The sequence below is a fragment of the Paraburkholderia sp. genome (assembly GCF_035656215.1).
Lineage (GTDB): Bacteria > Pseudomonadota > Gammaproteobacteria > Burkholderiales > Burkholderiaceae > Paraburkholderia.
This window is the reverse complement of sequence record NZ_DASRSY010000122.1, coordinates 1-16100: the sequence shown is the minus strand read 5'-3', so window position 1 is coordinate 16100 and position 16100 is coordinate 1. Positions and strand designations below refer to the sequence as shown.

General features: G+C 63.5%; 17 protein-coding genes and 1 pseudogene. 13 read left to right on the top strand and 5 right to left on the bottom strand.

Annotated features, from left to right (window positions below; genetic code table 11):
• Together VFE81_RS06990 and VFE81_RS06985 are read left to right on the top strand one after the other, a co-directional pair.
• Positions 1-218: pseudogene (locus VFE81_RS06990) on the top strand (gluconate transporter); the annotation flags it as partial.
• 141 nt (positions 219-359) lie between these two features.
• Entirely contained in the window at positions 360-650 is a 291-nt protein-coding gene (locus VFE81_RS06985) for a DUF1272 domain-containing protein (RefSeq protein ID WP_325043895.1), read from the top strand.
• A 130-nt stretch (positions 651-780) separates the two neighbouring features.
• Here the strand turns inward: VFE81_RS06985 and VFE81_RS06980 are convergent, their stop codons facing one another.
• Positions 781-990 carry a zf-HC2 domain-containing protein gene (locus VFE81_RS06980; protein ID WP_325043894.1) on the bottom strand — a complete coding sequence of 70 codons (210 nt, stop codon included), beginning with the start codon at positions 988-990 and terminating at the stop codon, positions 781-783.
• Positions 971-1579, bottom strand: coding sequence for an RNA polymerase factor sigma-70 (locus VFE81_RS06975; protein ID WP_211617106.1), 609 nt, complete (start codon positions 1577-1579; stop codon positions 971-973). The genes VFE81_RS06980 and VFE81_RS06975 overlap by 20 nt, the downstream gene beginning before the upstream one ends.
• Positions 1580-2027: 448 nt before the next feature.
• Here VFE81_RS06975 and VFE81_RS06970 point away from each other — a divergent pair, with 448 nt between their 5' ends.
• From VFE81_RS06970 to VFE81_RS06955, 4 genes are all read left to right on the top strand, one after another.
• Positions 2028-2159, top strand: coding sequence for a hypothetical protein (locus tag VFE81_RS06970; RefSeq protein WP_256737959.1), 132 nt, complete (start codon positions 2028-2030; stop codon positions 2157-2159).
• A 544-nt stretch (positions 2160-2703) separates the two neighbouring features.
• Positions 2704-2988 (top strand): hypothetical protein, encoded by a 285-nt coding sequence (locus VFE81_RS06965; RefSeq protein ID WP_325043893.1) that lies wholly within the window; start codon positions 2704-2706, stop codon positions 2986-2988.
• The gene (locus tag VFE81_RS06960) at positions 2988-3269 is read left to right on the top strand and encodes a DUF6723 family protein (RefSeq protein ID WP_325043892.1); all 282 of its coding nucleotides are present in this window, start codon (positions 2988-2990) and stop codon (positions 3267-3269) included. Before VFE81_RS06965 ends, VFE81_RS06960 begins: the two co-directional genes overlap by 1 nt.
• A gap of 321 nt (positions 3270-3590) precedes the next feature.
• A complete protein-coding gene (locus VFE81_RS06955) occupies positions 3591-4145 on the top strand; it encodes an NAD(P)H-dependent oxidoreductase (RefSeq protein ID WP_325043891.1) in 555 nt (184 codons plus the stop codon).
• A gap of 83 nt (positions 4146-4228) precedes the next feature.
• Here VFE81_RS06955 and VFE81_RS06950 read toward each other — a convergent pair whose 3' ends face one another.
• Positions 4229-5254: a hypothetical protein gene (locus VFE81_RS06950; RefSeq protein ID WP_325043890.1), complete on the bottom strand. Its 1026-nt coding sequence runs from the start codon at positions 5252-5254 to the stop codon at positions 4229-4231.
• Positions 5255-5472: 218 nt separating this feature from the next.
• Complete coding sequence (locus VFE81_RS06945; protein WP_325043889.1) at positions 5473-7761, bottom strand: hybrid sensor histidine kinase/response regulator; 2289 nt, start codon at positions 7759-7761, stop codon at positions 5473-5475.
• A 678-nt stretch (positions 7762-8439) separates the two neighbouring features.
• On the opposite strand from VFE81_RS06945, the gene VFE81_RS06940 reads away from it, so the two are divergent.
• The 7 genes from VFE81_RS06940 (at position 8440) to VFE81_RS06910 (ending at position 15514) form a co-directional block, all read left to right on the top strand.
• The gene (locus VFE81_RS06940; protein WP_028195969.1) at positions 8440-8808 is read left to right on the top strand and encodes a response regulator; all 369 of its coding nucleotides are present in this window, start codon (positions 8440-8442) and stop codon (positions 8806-8808) included.
• On the top strand, positions 8801-9424 hold the full coding sequence (locus VFE81_RS06935; RefSeq protein ID WP_325043888.1) for a chemotaxis protein CheC: 624 nt from the start codon (positions 8801-8803) through the stop codon (positions 9422-9424). The genes VFE81_RS06940 and VFE81_RS06935 overlap by 8 nt, the downstream gene beginning before the upstream one ends.
• On the top strand, positions 9421-10359 hold the full coding sequence (locus VFE81_RS06930; RefSeq protein WP_325043887.1) for a diguanylate cyclase: 939 nt from the start codon (positions 9421-9423) through the stop codon (positions 10357-10359). Before VFE81_RS06935 ends, VFE81_RS06930 begins: the two co-directional genes overlap by 4 nt.
• A gap of 268 nt (positions 10360-10627) precedes the next feature.
• The gene (hpnD, locus tag VFE81_RS06925) at positions 10628-11476 is read left to right on the top strand and encodes a presqualene diphosphate synthase HpnD (RefSeq protein WP_325043886.1); all 849 of its coding nucleotides are present in this window, start codon (positions 10628-10630) and stop codon (positions 11474-11476) included.
• A gap of 4 nt (positions 11477-11480) precedes the next feature.
• Complete coding sequence (hpnE, locus tag VFE81_RS06920) at positions 11481-12746, top strand: hydroxysqualene dehydroxylase HpnE (protein ID WP_325043885.1); 1266 nt, start codon at positions 11481-11483, stop codon at positions 12744-12746.
• Positions 12743-14779, top strand: a complete 2037-nt coding sequence (gene shc, locus VFE81_RS06915) for a squalene--hopene cyclase (RefSeq protein ID WP_325043884.1) — start codon at positions 12743-12745, stop codon at positions 14777-14779. The genes hpnE and shc overlap by 4 nt, the downstream gene beginning before the upstream one ends.
• 3 nt (positions 14780-14782) lie before the next feature.
• Positions 14783-15514, top strand: coding sequence for a phosphorylase (locus VFE81_RS06910; RefSeq protein WP_325043883.1), 732 nt, complete (start codon positions 14783-14785; stop codon positions 15512-15514).
• Positions 15515-15578: 64 nt separating this feature from the next.
• Here VFE81_RS06910 and VFE81_RS06905 read toward each other — a convergent pair.
• Positions 15579-16100: MlaA family lipoprotein (locus VFE81_RS06905; RefSeq protein WP_325043882.1), on the bottom strand; the 522-nt coding region annotated here is incomplete at its 5' end.

Sequence of the window (16100 nt, the reverse complement as noted above, 5' to 3'; positions counted from 1 at the left end):
TGGCGGGCCTCAGCACGACTCATAATTCACTGATGGCACTCGCTATCGGTGCCGGTTCCGTATTTTTCTGCCACGTGAATGATGCGGGCTTCTGGATGGTGCGCGAATACTTCGGATTGCAATTGAAGCAGACGGTGATGGTCTGGTCGGTGCTGCAGACGATCGTATCCGTCGTCGGCCTTGCGTTGACGTTCGCGTTGTGGACCCTGCTGACCTGAGCGCGGCATAGGAATCGCAAGCGGTGGCAGGAATTGACGCCTAACCGTCAATTCCGCATATCCCTGTCCGCTTACACTGCATCGGTACAGACATGCGAGGTGCAGCCCCGCACCTCGTTCCCCTGCCAATGCGGAGCCACCATGCTTGAACTGAGACCTTCCTGCGAAGGATGCGGCAAATCACTGCCGCCGAACGCCCCCGACGCGATGATCTGCACGTACGAATGTACTTTCTGCGAAGTATGTGCGCTCAGCACGCTGCGCAACGTGTGTCCAAACTGTGGCGGCAATTTCCAGCATCGGCCGATCCGCACGCGTGCCCAATTGGCCAAACATCCGGCTCGCGCCGAAGCGCATACCGCCGCTATCGATGAAGCGTCGCACGCAAGCTTCTTCGAGCGCTATCGGAACACGCCGCCCGGCAAGCGCTGAACAAGGCCTCCGACACACGGTCGTGTGCAAGGCAGCCGCCCTCATTGCCGCCGTCATTGCCGCCCACCAGGCCACCGCTCGACGCACCGTTCGATGCGCCGCACAAGGCCAGATGCCCAGACGCCGCGCTTCACTCGTCGCTGCCACTCGCGCCCGGCGTCGCAATCCCGCTCACCGTGTGCGCAGCCACGCGCAGCAGGCGGATCTGTTTGCGGTAATTGCGGCAGCCGCTGCAAGTCGGCAGATGCAGCCGGATCGCGACCCATTCGCCGGTCGCCAAAGGGCGGTCGAGCGCGTCCGACAGCAGGCGCGTGATGTTCTTACACTTCCCCATTCGCATCCTCTCTGGATAGGCCCTTTTCGCTCAGGCAAGTACGCAAGCGCAGCCGCGCGCGGTAGATCAGCACGCTGCAGTGATTGGCGGTCATCTGCAGTTCGGCGCAGATCGCTTCAGTTTCGAGATCGAGGAATTCGCGCATCATGAACACGCGCCCGATGTGCTCGGGCAGGTGTTCCAGACACATCTCGAACAAGGTCCAGAATTGCTGCTGACGCAGCGCGGTTTCCGGCGTCGGCCAGGGTTGCGGCTTGGTCTCGCGCGACCAGTGGCCGTTGTCCTTGAAGAGCTCGCGATCGAGCAGCGCTTCGCCGTCGATTTCGGATTCGAGCGCCGACAGGTTCACCGTGCGCTGCCGGGCGCGCAAGGTGTCGACAAGCTTGTGCCGCAGGATGCCGAAGACCCACGTCTTGTGCTCCGATTGCGCGGCAAACCGGTCGGCTTGCGTCCAGGCGGCGGCCAGTGCCTCCTGGACCGCGTCTTCGGCGGCTGCGGCATCGCGTAATTGCAAACGGGCGAAGCGCAACAGGTCGCGCCGCAGTTGCGTCAGATAGACGGGATCGTCGAGCGCCGGTCCGCTTACTTGCGCCATGGCATGCTCCGTCGCCGCGCTCGCGGATGCCGCACGTTTTTTCCTGAATCGCTGGGGTTCATAGGTGGGTAGGTCTCCTCGCGCACTTCCTGGACGCGTGCGCCATTCTCCCGCACGTTCCTGCGCAAGCGAATCGGTATTGAACATGTGCCCGCCCGCAGCGATGACCTGATGACTTTAGTCGTGCCGCAACAGGCTTTATGACAGCAAAAAACATTATTGCGCAAAATGAAATCAAGGCTGCGGTGGCGAACTGTAATCGACCACTGCGTGAGCGAGTCGTGCAGCCACGTACGTCTCAAACGCGCCCTAAATACGCAGCCAGATTATTTCATTATTTGAAAAAAAGTCTTCTTGTCTTCGGTGTTTTTATGCGGACGCTGAATCGCTATTCTTCAGTCCATCGATCGCACCAGATCGCAAACCAACGCTGAAGAGGAGTAGCACCATGAAACGCATTCTTACCGCCCTGATCGCTTCCGTCGCCCTGTTTGCAGCAGCTTCGGGCGCAGCCCAAGCTGCTGCCCCGGCCCAATGCAACGGCCCGGCATCGTATTGCAACGTGTTCTTCGGCAACTAATCGTCTGGTGGATGCGGCCGGGAGCATGTCCGGCACGAGTCTGCCGACGAGACGGGTTGTCGAAGTCAAAAAGGGCGCCGATAAAGGCGCCCTTTTTGCATTTTAAACCCACACGTTTGACCTGCCTGGAAGGCGTCCGCAGAACCTGACCGCAGGCACATTTCATCGGCGTGCGAGCCTTACTAACAGAAAGTGGTAACAATACCCGGCACGCTCAAGCAACACTCGCGCCCGGCGCGCAAATGCGTCTAATGCTCACTCTTCTAACGTGTTACAGTGAGTCAACAGCTTGCAGTTCTCCTGCGCGTCTTGCGTAGTCCCTCAGGCATCGGCCTCTCATCACAGCGCCCTGAATCGAACGGGGTCCTTTCCTTCTACTTCGCTTTACGGTGTCGTCGGCGTGGCCTGACAAAGCGCGGCCGCTCTTTACGCGCATCGTCGATCAACACCTTGTTTTTCGCTGAAACGCAGCGACTCACCCGGCGTCCCGCCGAGCATACAGCCACACCGTTTCAAGCGAGATCCTTCACCGGAGACGACCACCATGAGCAATACGATCAGAAGTTACCGGGGCCTTGAGATTTATCCACTGGTTTATCCGCACCAGCCGCGCTCTCCCGATGGCGCCCGCCACTACGATTCGGGCTTCGACGCCGCAGTGCGTATCTGCCGGCGCGGCTCCGACGACACCTTGACCAGTAGCCGCGTATTTCAGGTGCCGAGCCGTTCTCCGTTTGGGGCAGCCGGCGATGCGCGCATTGCGTCAACGAGTTACGCGGAGCGGGTGATCGACGGCATGGTTGCCGGCCAGTCGATCGCCGGGCTTTGATGCGCGCGCCGATGGCAAGTCACGTTTCCAGACGCGCGCAGGGCGCGAATTCCACGCCGCTGACCGGTCGCGCGAACTATCAGGTCGCCGTGTCGTCACGTCGAACATCCAGTGGGACCGTACCGACGCTGAAAGTGATGCGGTTGAGCGATGAGCGCGTGATCTACCCCTTTCAGGGTCACGCGGATATGCCGTTTTTTGAAACCGCGGATGCTGCCCAACTGTTTGCCGAGACGTACGGCTGGCAGCTTGTGGATGGCGACATCGCCGTCCCGGAATGAATGCTTCGACCTATGCTGCGCGGCTGGGTTTTCATCCGCCCGGGCAGCGAAGAACGTCCGTTTGCCTCAAAACGTCCTAGACCGAAAGCATGCTTGATTGACAAGGCAAAAATACCAGTTATCCACAAGGTTATTCAGTAAATCTGTGGATAACTTTGAGCGCCGCCGGGTTATCCACCGGGCAGCATTTTCGAGGCCTGTTCGTGCGCCGCCAGAAGCGGGCCGTTTTTGACCTCGCCGTCGTTATCCTGCGCAGCTTTGCCTATGATGGACAGTTCGTACCCTTTCGCGCGTCAAGCGCCTCACCTCAAGGAAGCGAACATGGCCTATCACATCGCAGTTGTCGTCGGCAGCCTGCGCCGCGAGTCGTTCAACCGCCAATTGGCGCAAGCCGTCATTTCCCTCGCGCCCGCCGATTTCACATTCGAATTCCTCGATATCGGCTCCTTGCCGCTTTATAGCCAGGACTACGACGCCGACTATCCCGAAGTCGCCAAACACCTGAAGCAGCGCATCGAAGCCGCCGACGGCCTGCTGTTCGTCACGCCTGAGTACAACCGTTCCATACCGGGCGTCCTGAAGAACGCACTCGACTGGGGCTCGCGGCCGTGGGGTACTAACTCGTGGGCAAACAAGCCAGGCGCGGTGATCGGCACCTCCCTCGGCGCGACCGGCACGGCGCTGGCGCAACAGCATCTGCGCAATGTGCTGGCATACCTCGATGTCGCCACACTCGGCCAACCTGAAGTGTTCATCAAGCACGACCCGGCGGTCATCAACGAGAAGGGCGAAATCGTGAACGACGGTACGCGCAAGTTTTTGCAGACTTTTGTCGACCGCTACGTCGCGTGGGTCAAACGTCAGGCCGCTGCCTGACGGCGACTTCGCGCACACGTCTCACAGGGGCGCCGCGCCGTTGCCACGAATTCACGGCACACCGGCGCTGCCCCTGCATCGACCTATACGTGGTGATGCCCCGTTACCCGTTCCCAGCCGTGACGCACGGCGAGCTTGAAGCGCTCCCATGTGCTGTCTGGCGAGGTGGTTTCCCAATGGCGCCGGGCTTCGGGCTCGACGTCGTCCCACGGCTGGTCGCGATAACGAGCGTCCCGAGCGATCTCCGCGCCGTAGCGATAGGCCGGCACGTAATCTTCATAGCGCGCGTTCTCGGCTGCGTATTGCTCGTCGAAGTGCGTGCGGAAATCCTCTTCGTACTCCAGATACTCGTTTGGCATCTGGCCGCCTAAACCCGCGGTCGGCTGCCCCGCTTCGGACACGACTTCCGACGGTTGCAAGATCGCACCCGAGCCCGGCATCGAACCGGCAGCGATCGCGGTACGCCCCGCATCGCCGACCAACGGGTCATCGGTGATTGGCTCGTTGAGCGGATCGCGCATCGGCCGCTCAGCCAGCGGCGGCGGGACGAACGGCTCGGCGTCGGTGCCCATGAGCGGTGGCGGATAGAGCGGATCGGCAGACGTTGCAGGCCGCGTGGTTGTTGACCCCGGTGTCGCTACGCCCGGCGTCGCGACGCTCGATGTATGCGGCGTGCCAGGCGTCACTGCGCCAATGCCGAGTTCGTCGAGTATCGAATGATCGCGGCTCGATTCCGGCTGTGTGGCCCAATCCGGCGAACGCTCGCCGATGTCGGTCGCGCCTAGCCTCTTCAAGGTATTGCGTGCGAGCTCCGCGTGCGATTCGCTTGCCGCGCTTACGCAGACCAGCACGGCGCCGCGGCGCACGGCTTCAGCGTAGCGGGCCGTATCCGACGCGCGGGAGCCTGTCGCAAACAGGCTCGATAGAAAACGCTCGATATTGGCGAGCACGCCGGAACTGGCAACTTCATCGGTTGCGGAGCCGACAGAGGGTTCCGGATTTGCCTGCAACTCGATCGTTTCACGTGCAAAACCGGTCTGCACAAGCGTATCGCGCGCGACTTCCGCCTGAGAATAAGTGTCGAATAAACCAATCACGGTGTGTCGCATGGCTGTCTCCCGACGTATTAGGTGGAACGGACGGCGTTACGACGCGCCGGCCTTCCTCCCTAAAAAAACGTCGCAACGATCATGCCGGGGCCGGCACGATGCGCCTGCACGCCCGCTGCTGCCCGCTTGCGACGATTCGGTCGTGGCGAAGCGCGGCATGCCGCGCCGCGCTTTTTTACAACCGCCGGTAATTGGTGGCGACGCTGAAACGGCAGCCTTTAGCCGGCCGGATGCGTCGCTGTGGCCGGATCGGTGCCCGTCTGCGCGAGCTCACGCTGGATCGCCTGCAGGAGTTGTTCCAGCAACGCGATATCGAAAGGTTTGGACAACACCCGCACGTCCACATGCCGCGCACGGTCGAGTTCTTCCGCGTAGCCGGTGACCAGAATGACCGGCAGCCTGGTGTCGAAAGCCTGCACGGCTTCAGCCAGGTCGATGCCGTTCATCGTGCCGGGCATGTGGATGTCCGATAGCACCAGATCGAACGGCAGTGGCTCGCCGGTGCGCGCCTGCCTGGCGTGAGCGTCGTCGAACAGGCACAGCGCGGTATCGGCATTGAACACGCACGTGACCTGGTGGCCCATCATCTGCAACAGGGCCTCGGTGCCTGCGGCGACTTCGTCGTTGTCCTCGACCAGCAGGATGCGCAAGCCGTGCGGCACGCCGCTTTCTTCGATGCCTGGCTCAGTCGGCGATTCGGTCTCGGGCACGGCCGTAGCACGCGGCAGATAGAGGCGCACCGAGGTGCCCGCGCCGATTGCGCTGTCGATCGCGGCCAGGCCGCCGGAGCGCTCGCAGAAGGCGAAAACCTGCGGTAGCCCGAGGCCCGTGCCCATGCCTTTGGGCTTCGTCGTGAAAAGTGGTTCGAAGGCACGCGCGAGCACTTCAGGCGGCATGCCGCCGCCGGTGTCTTCAAGCGACAGTTGCACGAAGTCGCCGGTCAACGGAAAGCCGTCCTCGTGGCGAAAGTTGATATTGGCGGCTCGCACGGTGAAGCGCCCGCCGTTCGGCATGGCGTCGCGCGCGTTCACCGCGATGTTGATCAGCGCCAGTTCGAGCTCGGCGACGTCGACACACATGGGCCAGATATCGACGCCGATATCCATCACCAGCGAGATCTTCGCGCCGAGCGACGCGCGCAGCAATTCGCGGCACGCCGGCAGCCAGCGTTCGAGTGCCAGCGTCTCGTTGCGCAACGGCTGCTTGCGTGCGACGCCGAGCAATTGCCGCGTGAGCGACTGGCCGCCCTTGAGCGCACGCTCCATCGCCGACAATTCGCGGTCGAGCCCCGGCGTGCCGCGCCGCCGGGCGATCTGCACGTTGGCCGAGACGATCATGAGCAGGTTGTTGAAATCGTGCGCCACGCTGCCGACCAGATTGCCGAGTGCCTCCATCTTGCGCGACTGGCGATACGCGGATTCGATTGAGCGGCGCATCGAGGCTTCGGCCTGCCAGCGCTCCCACGCTTCCTCTTCGGCGCCGAGGCGCCGCAGCGACAGCCAGATCACGCACCACAACACGATGGACGGTGTGAACATCGACAGGATCAGCACGCTCAGGTGCCGGTACCACGCGGCCCAGATCGCCGAGGTGCGATAGCCGCACGACACGTACACCGGATAGGCGCCGACGCGGCGGAATGCGAGGATCACATTGTCGTCGTCGATGTCGGAACGCATCCGTACGACGCCGGCTCGCCGGCCTTGTGCGAGCGCTTCGGCCAGGGGCGAAGTCGGCGCCATAGCCACTGGCTCGCGCGGGCGGCGCGGATAATGCGCGAGGACCGCGCCGTCAGTGCGGAGCAGGCCCATGATCATCGGCGTGCTATCGCTGCCGCCAAGCAGTTCCCGGTAGAACGCATCGAAATAGCTCGGCCGCAGCGCCACTGAGACGACCCCGGCAAACGAGCCGTCGGCGGCGAGCCGCTCCACGCCCGTGTTGAACACCTGCTCGCCCACGACATGTCCCGTCATCACCTTCGAGACATGTTCGAGGCCCTTGCCGTCGCGAATGCCGATGAAATCCTCGCGATCGGCAATCGACAACACCGGCGCTGGATAGAAACGGCTGGTGGCGAGCAGGGCGCCCTCACGGCCGAAAATCGAAACGGCCGCCACCTGCGGATAGCCGCCGCCCATGGTGCGAAGCTTCTCGTGAATCTCGCCTTCCTGAGCGCGAACGCCGTTGTCGTCCAGACCTTCTGTCAGATCAACGATACGCGCGTCCAGCGTCTCGTTCATGTCGAACACTTTCAGCGCGTGTTCTTCCGCCACGCGCACGGTGCGCAGTGTCATGTCGGTCGCGTCGGCCATGCGCCCGCGCAGATCGCTGAACGCCATCGCCGCGACGTACACGCACGGCAGCACGATGGCTGCAACCAGCAGCGCGATCAGCGTGATGCGCCGGACGTGGAAATTCTGTTCCGGCACGGCGGGGAACCGCGCCTCGTCCTGGCGGCTAGCGGGAGGGCGGCTCGCTTCGGGCGGGTCGAACCGGTCTGGTGTCATAGTCGGTAACGCTAAGGTCGTTCGGGACGGAAGTCAGCTTTATACAGAAAGTACAGAAAGCATAGACATGCAGCGGCAGTACTGTTTACTGTGACGATGATCGGCCCCTGATTTGTCCGCCGTTTGAATCAGTGACAAATCGAGAAGCGCAAACGTACACAAAAGTATAAATACAAAAGAAAGCCTTCAGAATCTATCAAAATATTTCTAAAAATGGCATTTGGTGGGAGAATTTATTTAACCAATGCGAAATTGGCGAGTTGCCTTTCCGCCGTTTTGCTTCGAAAATCGATGCCATCATAAATAATGTGTCCGCAATGTCCGGATGCATTTGCCGCGAGGGCCGCCAGACAACGCGCACAACGCGTGGTCGAGGGCGCTCGCGGAAACAGGCGCGCGGCAAGGGGACCAGCCCGATCCGTGAAGCCGCGCGGATTCATCTACGGGGTAGGCTTCGAACATGCCGGTCATAGCCGTCGTCCACCGTGCTTGCACGCATCCATGCGCGCCCACGGGTTCCGTCAAAAGCGCCTCGCTGCGCGCTTTCCCCGCTCGTTTGCAAGCTGCATTCTCGCAAGCTTCAGCCCGCTTTACCGCTGGTCGAAAGACCGCGCGCTAAAGAAACCCACTCTACCCGCCGTTAACGCGCAAGAGCTCATTCCGCTTACCCATCCGCCCATGCCTTTGCCTATTGTGATCGCCGACGATTCGTTGCTTGCCCGCAAGGTGCTCACCAAGGCATTGCCGCCGGACTGGGATGTCGACGTGTCCTACGCTACGAACGGGCGCGAGGCGCTCGGTCTGTATCGCGAAGGCAAAGCGTCGGTGATGTTCCTCGATCTGACGATGCCGGACATGACCGGCTATCAGGTGCTGGAAGCTTTGCAGCATGAGGACCTGAACACCTTCGTCATCGTCGTCTCCGCCGATGTTCAGCCGATGGCCCAGTCGCGCGTGCGCGCGCTTGGCGCCGCCGCATTCATCGCCAAGCCCGTGACGCCCGAGGCGGTACTACCCATCCTCAAGGAGTACGGGTTGTATGTCTGAACCAGTCCTCACCGAAGACCAGCGCGACGCGTTGCAAGAGGTCGCCAATCTGGCGATGGGCCAGGCCGCGACGCGTCTCGCGCGCTTGCTCGATGCGTTCATCGAATTGTCGGTGCCGCGCGTGAAGGTGGTCGCGGTGAGCGAGGCGGCACAGGCGCTGCGCGAGATGACCGGGATCGAGGACACGGTGAGCGCGGTGCGTCAGGGCTTTCGTTCCGACATCAAGGGCGAAGCGCTGGTGATCTGCCGCAGCGACAGCATCGACCAGTTGTGTTCGCTCGTTAGCGACCCGTATTCGCGCTCGAGCTACGAGGCGGTGAGCCAGAAAGAACTCGTGTTCGACGTCGCGAACGTGCTGACGGGCGCGTGTGTCTCGTGCATTCTCGACCAGCTCGGCCGCACGCCGGTCTTCTCCGCGCCGGGCCTGCTCGGCGAAGCAATGACGCTCGACGAAGTGTTCCAGCCCGGCGTGCTGCAATGGGAAGTCGCGCTGCTGGTCGAAGTCAATTTCGCACTCGAGGACCAGAGTTTCCGCGTGCACCTCGTGATGTTGATGGCTGAAGAATCGATTCGGCATATGAACGAGGCGCTCGACGAGCTGTTGTCCAGCCTATGAATGTGCCTGTGGAGTCGTTGAGCGATCTGGTTGTCGAACGTGTCGGTTTCGGTATCTTCGTGCTTGATCGTGACATGCACGTGCTTATGTGGAATCGCTTCATGCAGGATCACAGCGGCTTGTCGCCGGAGCAGGTGGTCGGCAAATCGCTCTTCACGCATTTTCCGGAATTGCCGCGCGTGTGGCTGTCGCGCAAGATCGAAAGCGTGTTTCAGCTCGGCAGTTTTGCGTTCAGTTCGTGGGAGCAGCGCCCGTACCTCTTCAAGTTCGATCACGACCGGCCGATTACCGGCGGCGTCGATTTCATGCAGCAGGACTGTACGTTCATGCCGCTGATGCGCGATCGCGAAGTGGTGGCCGTGTGCGTGACCATCTCGGATGTCACGCATGTCAGCATCGTGCAGCGTGAGCGTGAAGAAGCGGTCGCCAAGCTGCAGGAATACGCGGACCGCGACGGTTTGACGGGCATCGCCAACCGGCGCTATTTCGAAGCGCGCCTGCGCGACGAATACACGCGCTGGCAGCGCTACGGCGGCGAGATGTCCGTGCTGCTGTTCGACCTCGATCACTTCAAGAAAATCAACGACCAGTTCGGCCACGGTGTCGGCGATACGGTGTTGCGCGTGATGGCGCAGCGGGTCGCCGAGGTGGTGCGGGCGCAGGACACCTTCGGGCGTTTCGGTGGCGAGGAGTTTGCCTTGCTGCTGCCGTGTACGCCGCTCGAAGACGCCATGCGGGTCGCGGAAAAAATTCGCTGCACGATCGCCGACACGCCGGTCGAAGTACAGGGCACGAGTGTGCCGGTGACAGCCAGCGTCGGCGGTGCGGCCGCGCGCGTGGGCGTGCCGGCGTACGACGTGCTCATCAATGAGGCCGACGCAGCGCTGTATAGCGCGAAACGGCAAGGACGCAACCGCTCGGTGGCGTTTATCTGACGGGCAGGGCGCTCCTGCGCACGCTGGCTGCGGTGCAGGACGTACGTCGCACCGCCCGACGCGCCCTCACCGGCGAATTCGAGGCTGCTTCCGGCCCCTTATTCGCCCGCAAACTGCGGCATCTCACAAAGGTTGTTATACTTTTCGCCGTTTCCGGCATCCCTGCCGGGTGTTTCGCGCGTATCCGTGCGCGCGGGCCGCTTGCCCTGCGGGTAGGCATTAAAACTTCTTGAACGCCTTTCAGCGGGCGCCTCCAGCGGAGATCGTCTTGGCTGTTTCCAATCTTGTCGTGGACGATACAGAAATCGACGCCGCTGCCGCCACGTCCGGCAGCTCGTTTTATCTCGCGATGCGTATCCTGCCGGCCGCGCAGCGCGATGCGATGTATCAGGTCTACGCGTTCTGCCGCGCTGTCGACGATATCGCCGACAGCGACTTGCCGCGCGCCGAACGCGCCGCCGCGCTCGAGCGCTGGCGCGCCGACATCGACGCGTGCTACGCCGGCGCACCGCGCGCTTCCTTGCGCGCGCTGACACGGCACATTCATACGTTCCACCTGCAACGCGAAGATTTTCACGCGATGATCGACGGCATGGCGATGGACGCCGCCGAGGACATCTGCGCACCCGACGAAGCCACGCTCGACCTGTACTGCGACCGCGTCGCCAGCGCGGCGGGCCGCCTATCGGTGAGGATATTCGGGATGCAGGAAGAGCCGGGCCGTTTGCTCGCGCACCATTTGGGCCGCGCACTGCAACTGACCAACATCCTGCGCGATATCGACGAAGATGCCGGTATCAACCGCTGCTACCTGCCGCACGAATTGCTGGCGCGCGAAGGCATCGCGGTGACGAACCCGACGCAGATCGCTGACGATCCGTCGCTGCCGCGCGTCTGCGCCACGCTCGCCGAGCGCGCCAGGCAGCATTTCGCCGCCTCCGACGCGATCATGGACCGCGAGCCGCGCAACCACGTGCGCGCGCCGCGCATCATGTCGGGCGTCTATCGCGTGCTGCTCGAACGCACGCTCGATCGCGGTTTCGATATTCCGCGTACGAAGGTCAGCAAGCCGAAACTGCGCTTGCTGTGGATCGTCGCGCGTTACGCGCTCTTCTGAGCTGATGCCAAAGCTCATCCATGTGATCGGCGCCGGCCTCGCCGGCCTGGCCGCCGCGGTGCAATTGCAGCGTCGCGGCGCGCAAGTCGTGCTGCACGAAGCCGCGCCCCAGGCGGGTGGCCGGTGCCGTTCGTATTACGACGCCAAGCTGGGCGCGACGATCGACAGTGGCAATCACATGGTGCTGTCCGGCAATTTCGCCACGCTCAACTATTTGCGCGCAATCGGCGCCGCCGACGAGCTGGTCGGCCCCGCCCAGCCCGAGTATCCGTTCGTGGATCTGGCGACGCGGGCGCGCTGGACCGTGCGCATGTCGCCGGGCCGTCTGCCCTGGTGGATCTTCGACCCGAACGCGCGCGTGCCGAACACCGGGCCGGGCGACTATCTGGCGCTTGTGCCGCTGCTGTTCGCCAAGCCCGGGCGTAGCGTGGCGCAGACCATGCGCTGCAATGGCCCGCTGTGGGACCGCCTGCTGAGGCCGTTGTTTCTCGCGATGCTCAACGTCGAGCCGCGTGAAGCGTCGGCGGAGCTGACGAGCGCGATGGTCAGGGAGACGCTCGTCGCCGGTGGTCTGGCGTGCCGGCCTCTGGTGGCGAAGAACGGTCTGGGCAGCGCCTTTGTCGACCCGGCGCTACGTCTGTTGCAGCATGGCGGCGCGGCAATCCGGCTCGGGTCGCGCCTGAAAGACATTGAGTTTGCCGGCCCCGCCCGTGTCTCGGCACTGAATTTCGCGGACGAAAGCATCGCGATCGAAGCCAACCAGGCCGTGGTGCTCGCGGTGCCGCCGGAGATTGCGCAGACGCTCGTGCCCGGCTTGCGCTCGCCGAATCGCTTCGCGGCGACCGTCAACGTGCATTTCGCGGTCGAGCCGCCGTTCGGTATGGCGCCAATCACGGGGCTGCTCAATGCGACAGCCGATTGGCTGTTCGCGTTCGAGGGCCGCGTGTCGGTCACGCTCAACGCCGCCGAGCGCCTGTTCGACACACCGCATGAAGCGCTCGCGAAAACCATCTGGGCCGAAGTGGCGCAGGCCGCCAATTTGCCGGCCGAGCCGATACCGGCCTGGCAGGTCGTGACGGAAAAGCGCGCGACGTTTGCCGCTCTGCCGGATCAGGAAACGCTGCGCCCCGGCACGCGCACTCGCTGGAACAATTTGATGCTCGCGGGCGACTGGACGGCCACCGGCCTGCCCGCGACGATTGAAGGCGCGATCCGCTCCGGCCAGAAGGCCGCGGACACGCTGCTGAATCAACCGATGGAACGCCGATGAACGACTTATCTCAAGCCCAGCCGCTGGACGCTGTCCTGCCTGAACTCGCCGACGCGGCACCGAATGTGTCGAATGTCGCGTCGAGCGCTGCGTCGCAAGCGTCCGCACCGGCGCTTGACGCCGCGATCACGCGCGCCACCGACGCGATCCTCGCCGCGCAGAAGCCCGACGGCCACTGGGTCTACGAACTTGAAGCCGACGCGACGATTCCCGCCGAATATGTGCTTCTCGTCCACTACCTCGCCGAAACGCCAAACCTGGAACTGGAACAGAAGATCGGCCGCTATCTGCGCCGCATCCAGCTGGCGGACGGCGGCTGGCCGCTCTTCACCGACGGCGCGCTCGATATCAGCGCCAGCGTGAAGGCGTACTTCGCACTGAAGATGATCGGCGACTCGCCGGATGCCGAGCACATGGTCCGCGCGCGCGAAGCGATCCTGGCGAACGGCGGCGCGGAAACGGTGAACGTGTTCACGCGGATTCTGCTTGCGCTGTTCGGCGTGGTGTCATGGCGTGCCGTGCCGATGATGCCCGTGGAAATCATGCTGCTCCCCCAATGGTTCCCGTTCCATCTGTCGAAGGTGTCGTACTGGGCGCGTACCGTGATCGTGCCGTTGCTGGTGCTGAACGCGAAGCGGCCGGTGGCGCGCAATCCGCGCCGCGTGCGTATCGACGAGTTGTTCCGCGGCGCGCCGGTCAACACCGGCATGCGCGACCGGGCGCCGCATCAGCACCTCGGCTGGTTCCGTTTTTTCCGTGGCGTGGACGTCATGTTGCGCGCAATCGATGGCCTGTTCCCGAGGGCGACGCGCGAGCGTTCGGTACGCGAAGCGGTGAAGTTCGTCGACGAACGGCTGAATGGCGAAGACGGCCTCGGCGCGATTTTCCCGGCGATGGCCAACTCGGTGATGATGTACGACGTGCTCGGCTATCCGGCCGATCATCCGAACCGCGCAATCGCTCGTCAGTCGATCGAAAAGCTGCTTGTCATCAAGGACGACGAAGCCTATTGCCAGCCGTGCCTCTCGCCGGTGTGGGATACCTCGCTCGTGGCGCACGCGTTGCTCGAAACCGGCGAAGCGCATGCCGAGCAGGCGGCTGAACGCGGGCTCGCATGGCTGCGTCCGCTGCAGATTCTCAACGTGCGCGGCGACTGGATCTCACGCCGTCCGACCGTGCGTCCTGGCGGTTGGGCGTTCCAGTACAACAACGCGCACTATCCTGATGTCGACGATACGGCGGTGGTCGCGATGGCAATGCAACGCTCGGCGGCGCTCATGCAATCAGATGTCGATCGCGAAGCCATTGCACGGGCGCGCGAATGGGTGGTCGGCATGCAAAGCAGCGATGGCGGCTGGGGCGCGTTCGAGCCGGAGAACACCCAGTACTACCTGAACAACATTCCGTTCTCCGATCATGGCGCATTGCTCGATCCACCGACCGCGGACGTGTCGGGCCGTTGCCTGTCGATGCTCGCGCAACTCGGTGAATTTCCGCAGGGGAGCGAGCCGGCGCAGCGCGCGTTCGACTACATGCTGAAGGAACAGGAATCGGACGGCAGCTGGTACGGCCGTTGGGGCCTGAACTACATCTATGGCACGTGGACCGCGCTGTGTTCGCTGAACGCCGCAGGTATGCCGCACGACGACCCGCGCATCAAACGCGCCGCGCAGTGGCTCCTGTCGATTCAGAATGAGGACGGCGGCTGGGGCGAGGGCGGCGAGAGCTACAAACTCGACTATCGCGGTTACGAACGCGCACCGAGTACGGCGTCGCAAACCGCATGGGCGCTGATGGGCCTGATGGCGGCGGGCGAGGTGAATCACGAGGCGGTCGCGCGCGGCGTCGCGTATTTGCAGCGCGAACAGCGCGAGCACGGCCTGTGGGACGAAACGCGCTTCACGGCAACCGGTTTCCCGCGCGTGTTCTATCTGCGTTATCACGGCTATCGCAAATTCTTCCCGTTGTGGGCGTTGGCGCGCTTTCGTCATCTGAAACGTAACGGGCTGACGCGCGTTGCGGTCGGGATGTAACGGATGGCGCTTTCGACAACGCCGTCGGCCGAGGCCGGTCGCAGCACCTTGCCGGTGATCGTGGTGACGGGTATGGCGTTTGAGGCGCGCATCGCGCGTGGCAAGGGTGTTGAGGTGGTCTATGCGGCACGCGCCGATCTGCTGGAGCGGGCGTTGAGTGGGGCGGTTGCGCGCGGCTGTTCGGGGATCGTTAGTTTTGGGACGGCGGGTGGTTTGGCGCCCGATCTGGAGCCGGGCACACTGATCGTTGCGGAAGCCGTCGAGGGGCCGTTTGGGCGGCTCGAGACCGATCGGCCGTGGGCTGATAGGCTCGCCGCCGCGCTGTCGACTGGGCCGTTGGTGGCGCGGCTGCGGCGCGGCTTGGTGGCTGCTGTGACCGCGCCTTTAGTTACCGCCGACGACAAGCGTGTGTTGCATCGTTCGACCGGCGCGTTGGCGGTGGATATGGAGTCGCATATTGCCGGTGCGACGGCTGCTGCGCATGGGCTGCCGTTTGCGGTGTGTCGGGCGATTGTTGATCCGGCATGGCGGACGTTGCCTTCTGCTGCAACCGCTGGCTTGCGGGATGATGGCACGACGGCGTTGGGGCCGATTCTGCGGGAGCTGCTGCGGCAGCCGTCGCAGTTGGGGGCGCTGATTCAGGTCGCCGTTGATGCGCGGGCGGCGCGGACTTCGCTCGTGCAGGCCCGGCATGCTATGGGCGAGGCCGGGGTTTTGCGGTTGAGTGCGCCCTGATTCCCAGTCGGCTCTTCAAGGGGACCCGGACGCTCTGTAGCGCCGAGTCACCTGACTCCTCCCCTTACTGTGTCGCCGGTACCGCCTCCGGCGGTTTCTTGCCCGTGGGCGCGGTTTGTTCGGTCGGTGCGGGCGTCATTGCGCCCGATGCCGCAGCAGGCGCGGCTGCTGGGGCGTTTGGCGTGTCGCCCGGATCCGTGTAGTTCGGCACGCCCGCCGGGGCGGCTGTAGCGCTTCCTGATGCCGCGTTCGGGGCTTCCGCCGCGTCGCCTGGGTCCGCGTAGTTCGGCAAGCCTGCGGCCGCGCCGGAAGCGCCCTTGGCAGGCGCGGCTGCGCCGGAGTCGCCCTCCTGGTCGTCGTAGTTCGGGAGCGGTGCGGGGTTGTCGCCCGTGCCGCGCAGGCGCGCTTTACGCTGCTGTGTATAAGCGTCGCGAACGAACGAATACTTGTCGAGCGCGGCCTGTTGCAGCAGGTCGGACGCGCCCAACAGGTCGGAGCGCACACTCACGAACTGCAACACGTACAGCGGATTGCGCACCGCCGGTTCGATGTAGTTCAGCGGGTTGAACTTCACGTCCACCACCAG

Excerpts from the sequence above, each read along its gene's own strand:
- VFE81_RS06985 (WP_325043895.1), top strand. The coding sequence starts at position 360 with ATGCTTGAACTGAGACCTTCCTGCGAAGGATGCGGCAAATCACTGCCG.
- VFE81_RS06980 (WP_325043894.1), bottom strand. The coding sequence starts at position 990 with ATGCGAATGGGGAAGTGTAAGAACATCACGCGCCTGCTGTCGGACGCG.
- VFE81_RS06975 (WP_211617106.1), bottom strand. The coding sequence starts at position 1,579 with ATGGCGCAAGTAAGCGGACCGGCGCTCGACGATCCCGTCTATCTGACG.
- VFE81_RS06970 (WP_256737959.1), top strand. The coding sequence starts at position 2,028 with ATGAAACGCATTCTTACCGCCCTGATCGCTTCCGTCGCCCTGTTTGCA.
- VFE81_RS06965 (WP_325043893.1), top strand. The coding sequence starts at position 2,704 with ATGAGCAATACGATCAGAAGTTACCGGGGCCTTGAGATTTATCCACTG.
- VFE81_RS06960 (WP_325043892.1), top strand. The coding sequence starts at position 2,988 with ATGCGCGCGCCGATGGCAAGTCACGTTTCCAGACGCGCGCAGGGCGCG.
- VFE81_RS06955 (WP_325043891.1), top strand. The coding sequence starts at position 3,591 with ATGGCCTATCACATCGCAGTTGTCGTCGGCAGCCTGCGCCGCGAGTCG.
- VFE81_RS06950 (WP_325043890.1), bottom strand. The coding sequence starts at position 5,254 with ATGCGACACACCGTGATTGGTTTATTCGACACTTATTCTCAGGCGGAA.
- VFE81_RS06945 (WP_325043889.1), bottom strand. The coding sequence starts at position 7,761 with ATGACACCAGACCGGTTCGACCCGCCCGAAGCGAGCCGCCCTCCCGCT.
- VFE81_RS06940 (WP_028195969.1), top strand. The coding sequence starts at position 8,440 with ATGCCTTTGCCTATTGTGATCGCCGACGATTCGTTGCTTGCCCGCAAG.
- VFE81_RS06935 (WP_325043888.1), top strand. The coding sequence starts at position 8,801 with ATGTCTGAACCAGTCCTCACCGAAGACCAGCGCGACGCGTTGCAAGAG.
- VFE81_RS06930 (WP_325043887.1), top strand. The coding sequence starts at position 9,421 with ATGAATGTGCCTGTGGAGTCGTTGAGCGATCTGGTTGTCGAACGTGTC.
- hpnE (WP_325043885.1), top strand. The coding sequence starts at position 11,481 with ATGCCAAAGCTCATCCATGTGATCGGCGCCGGCCTCGCCGGCCTGGCC.
- shc (WP_325043884.1), top strand. The coding sequence starts at position 12,743 with ATGAACGACTTATCTCAAGCCCAGCCGCTGGACGCTGTCCTGCCTGAA.
- VFE81_RS06910 (WP_325043883.1), top strand. The coding sequence starts at position 14,783 with ATGGCGCTTTCGACAACGCCGTCGGCCGAGGCCGGTCGCAGCACCTTG.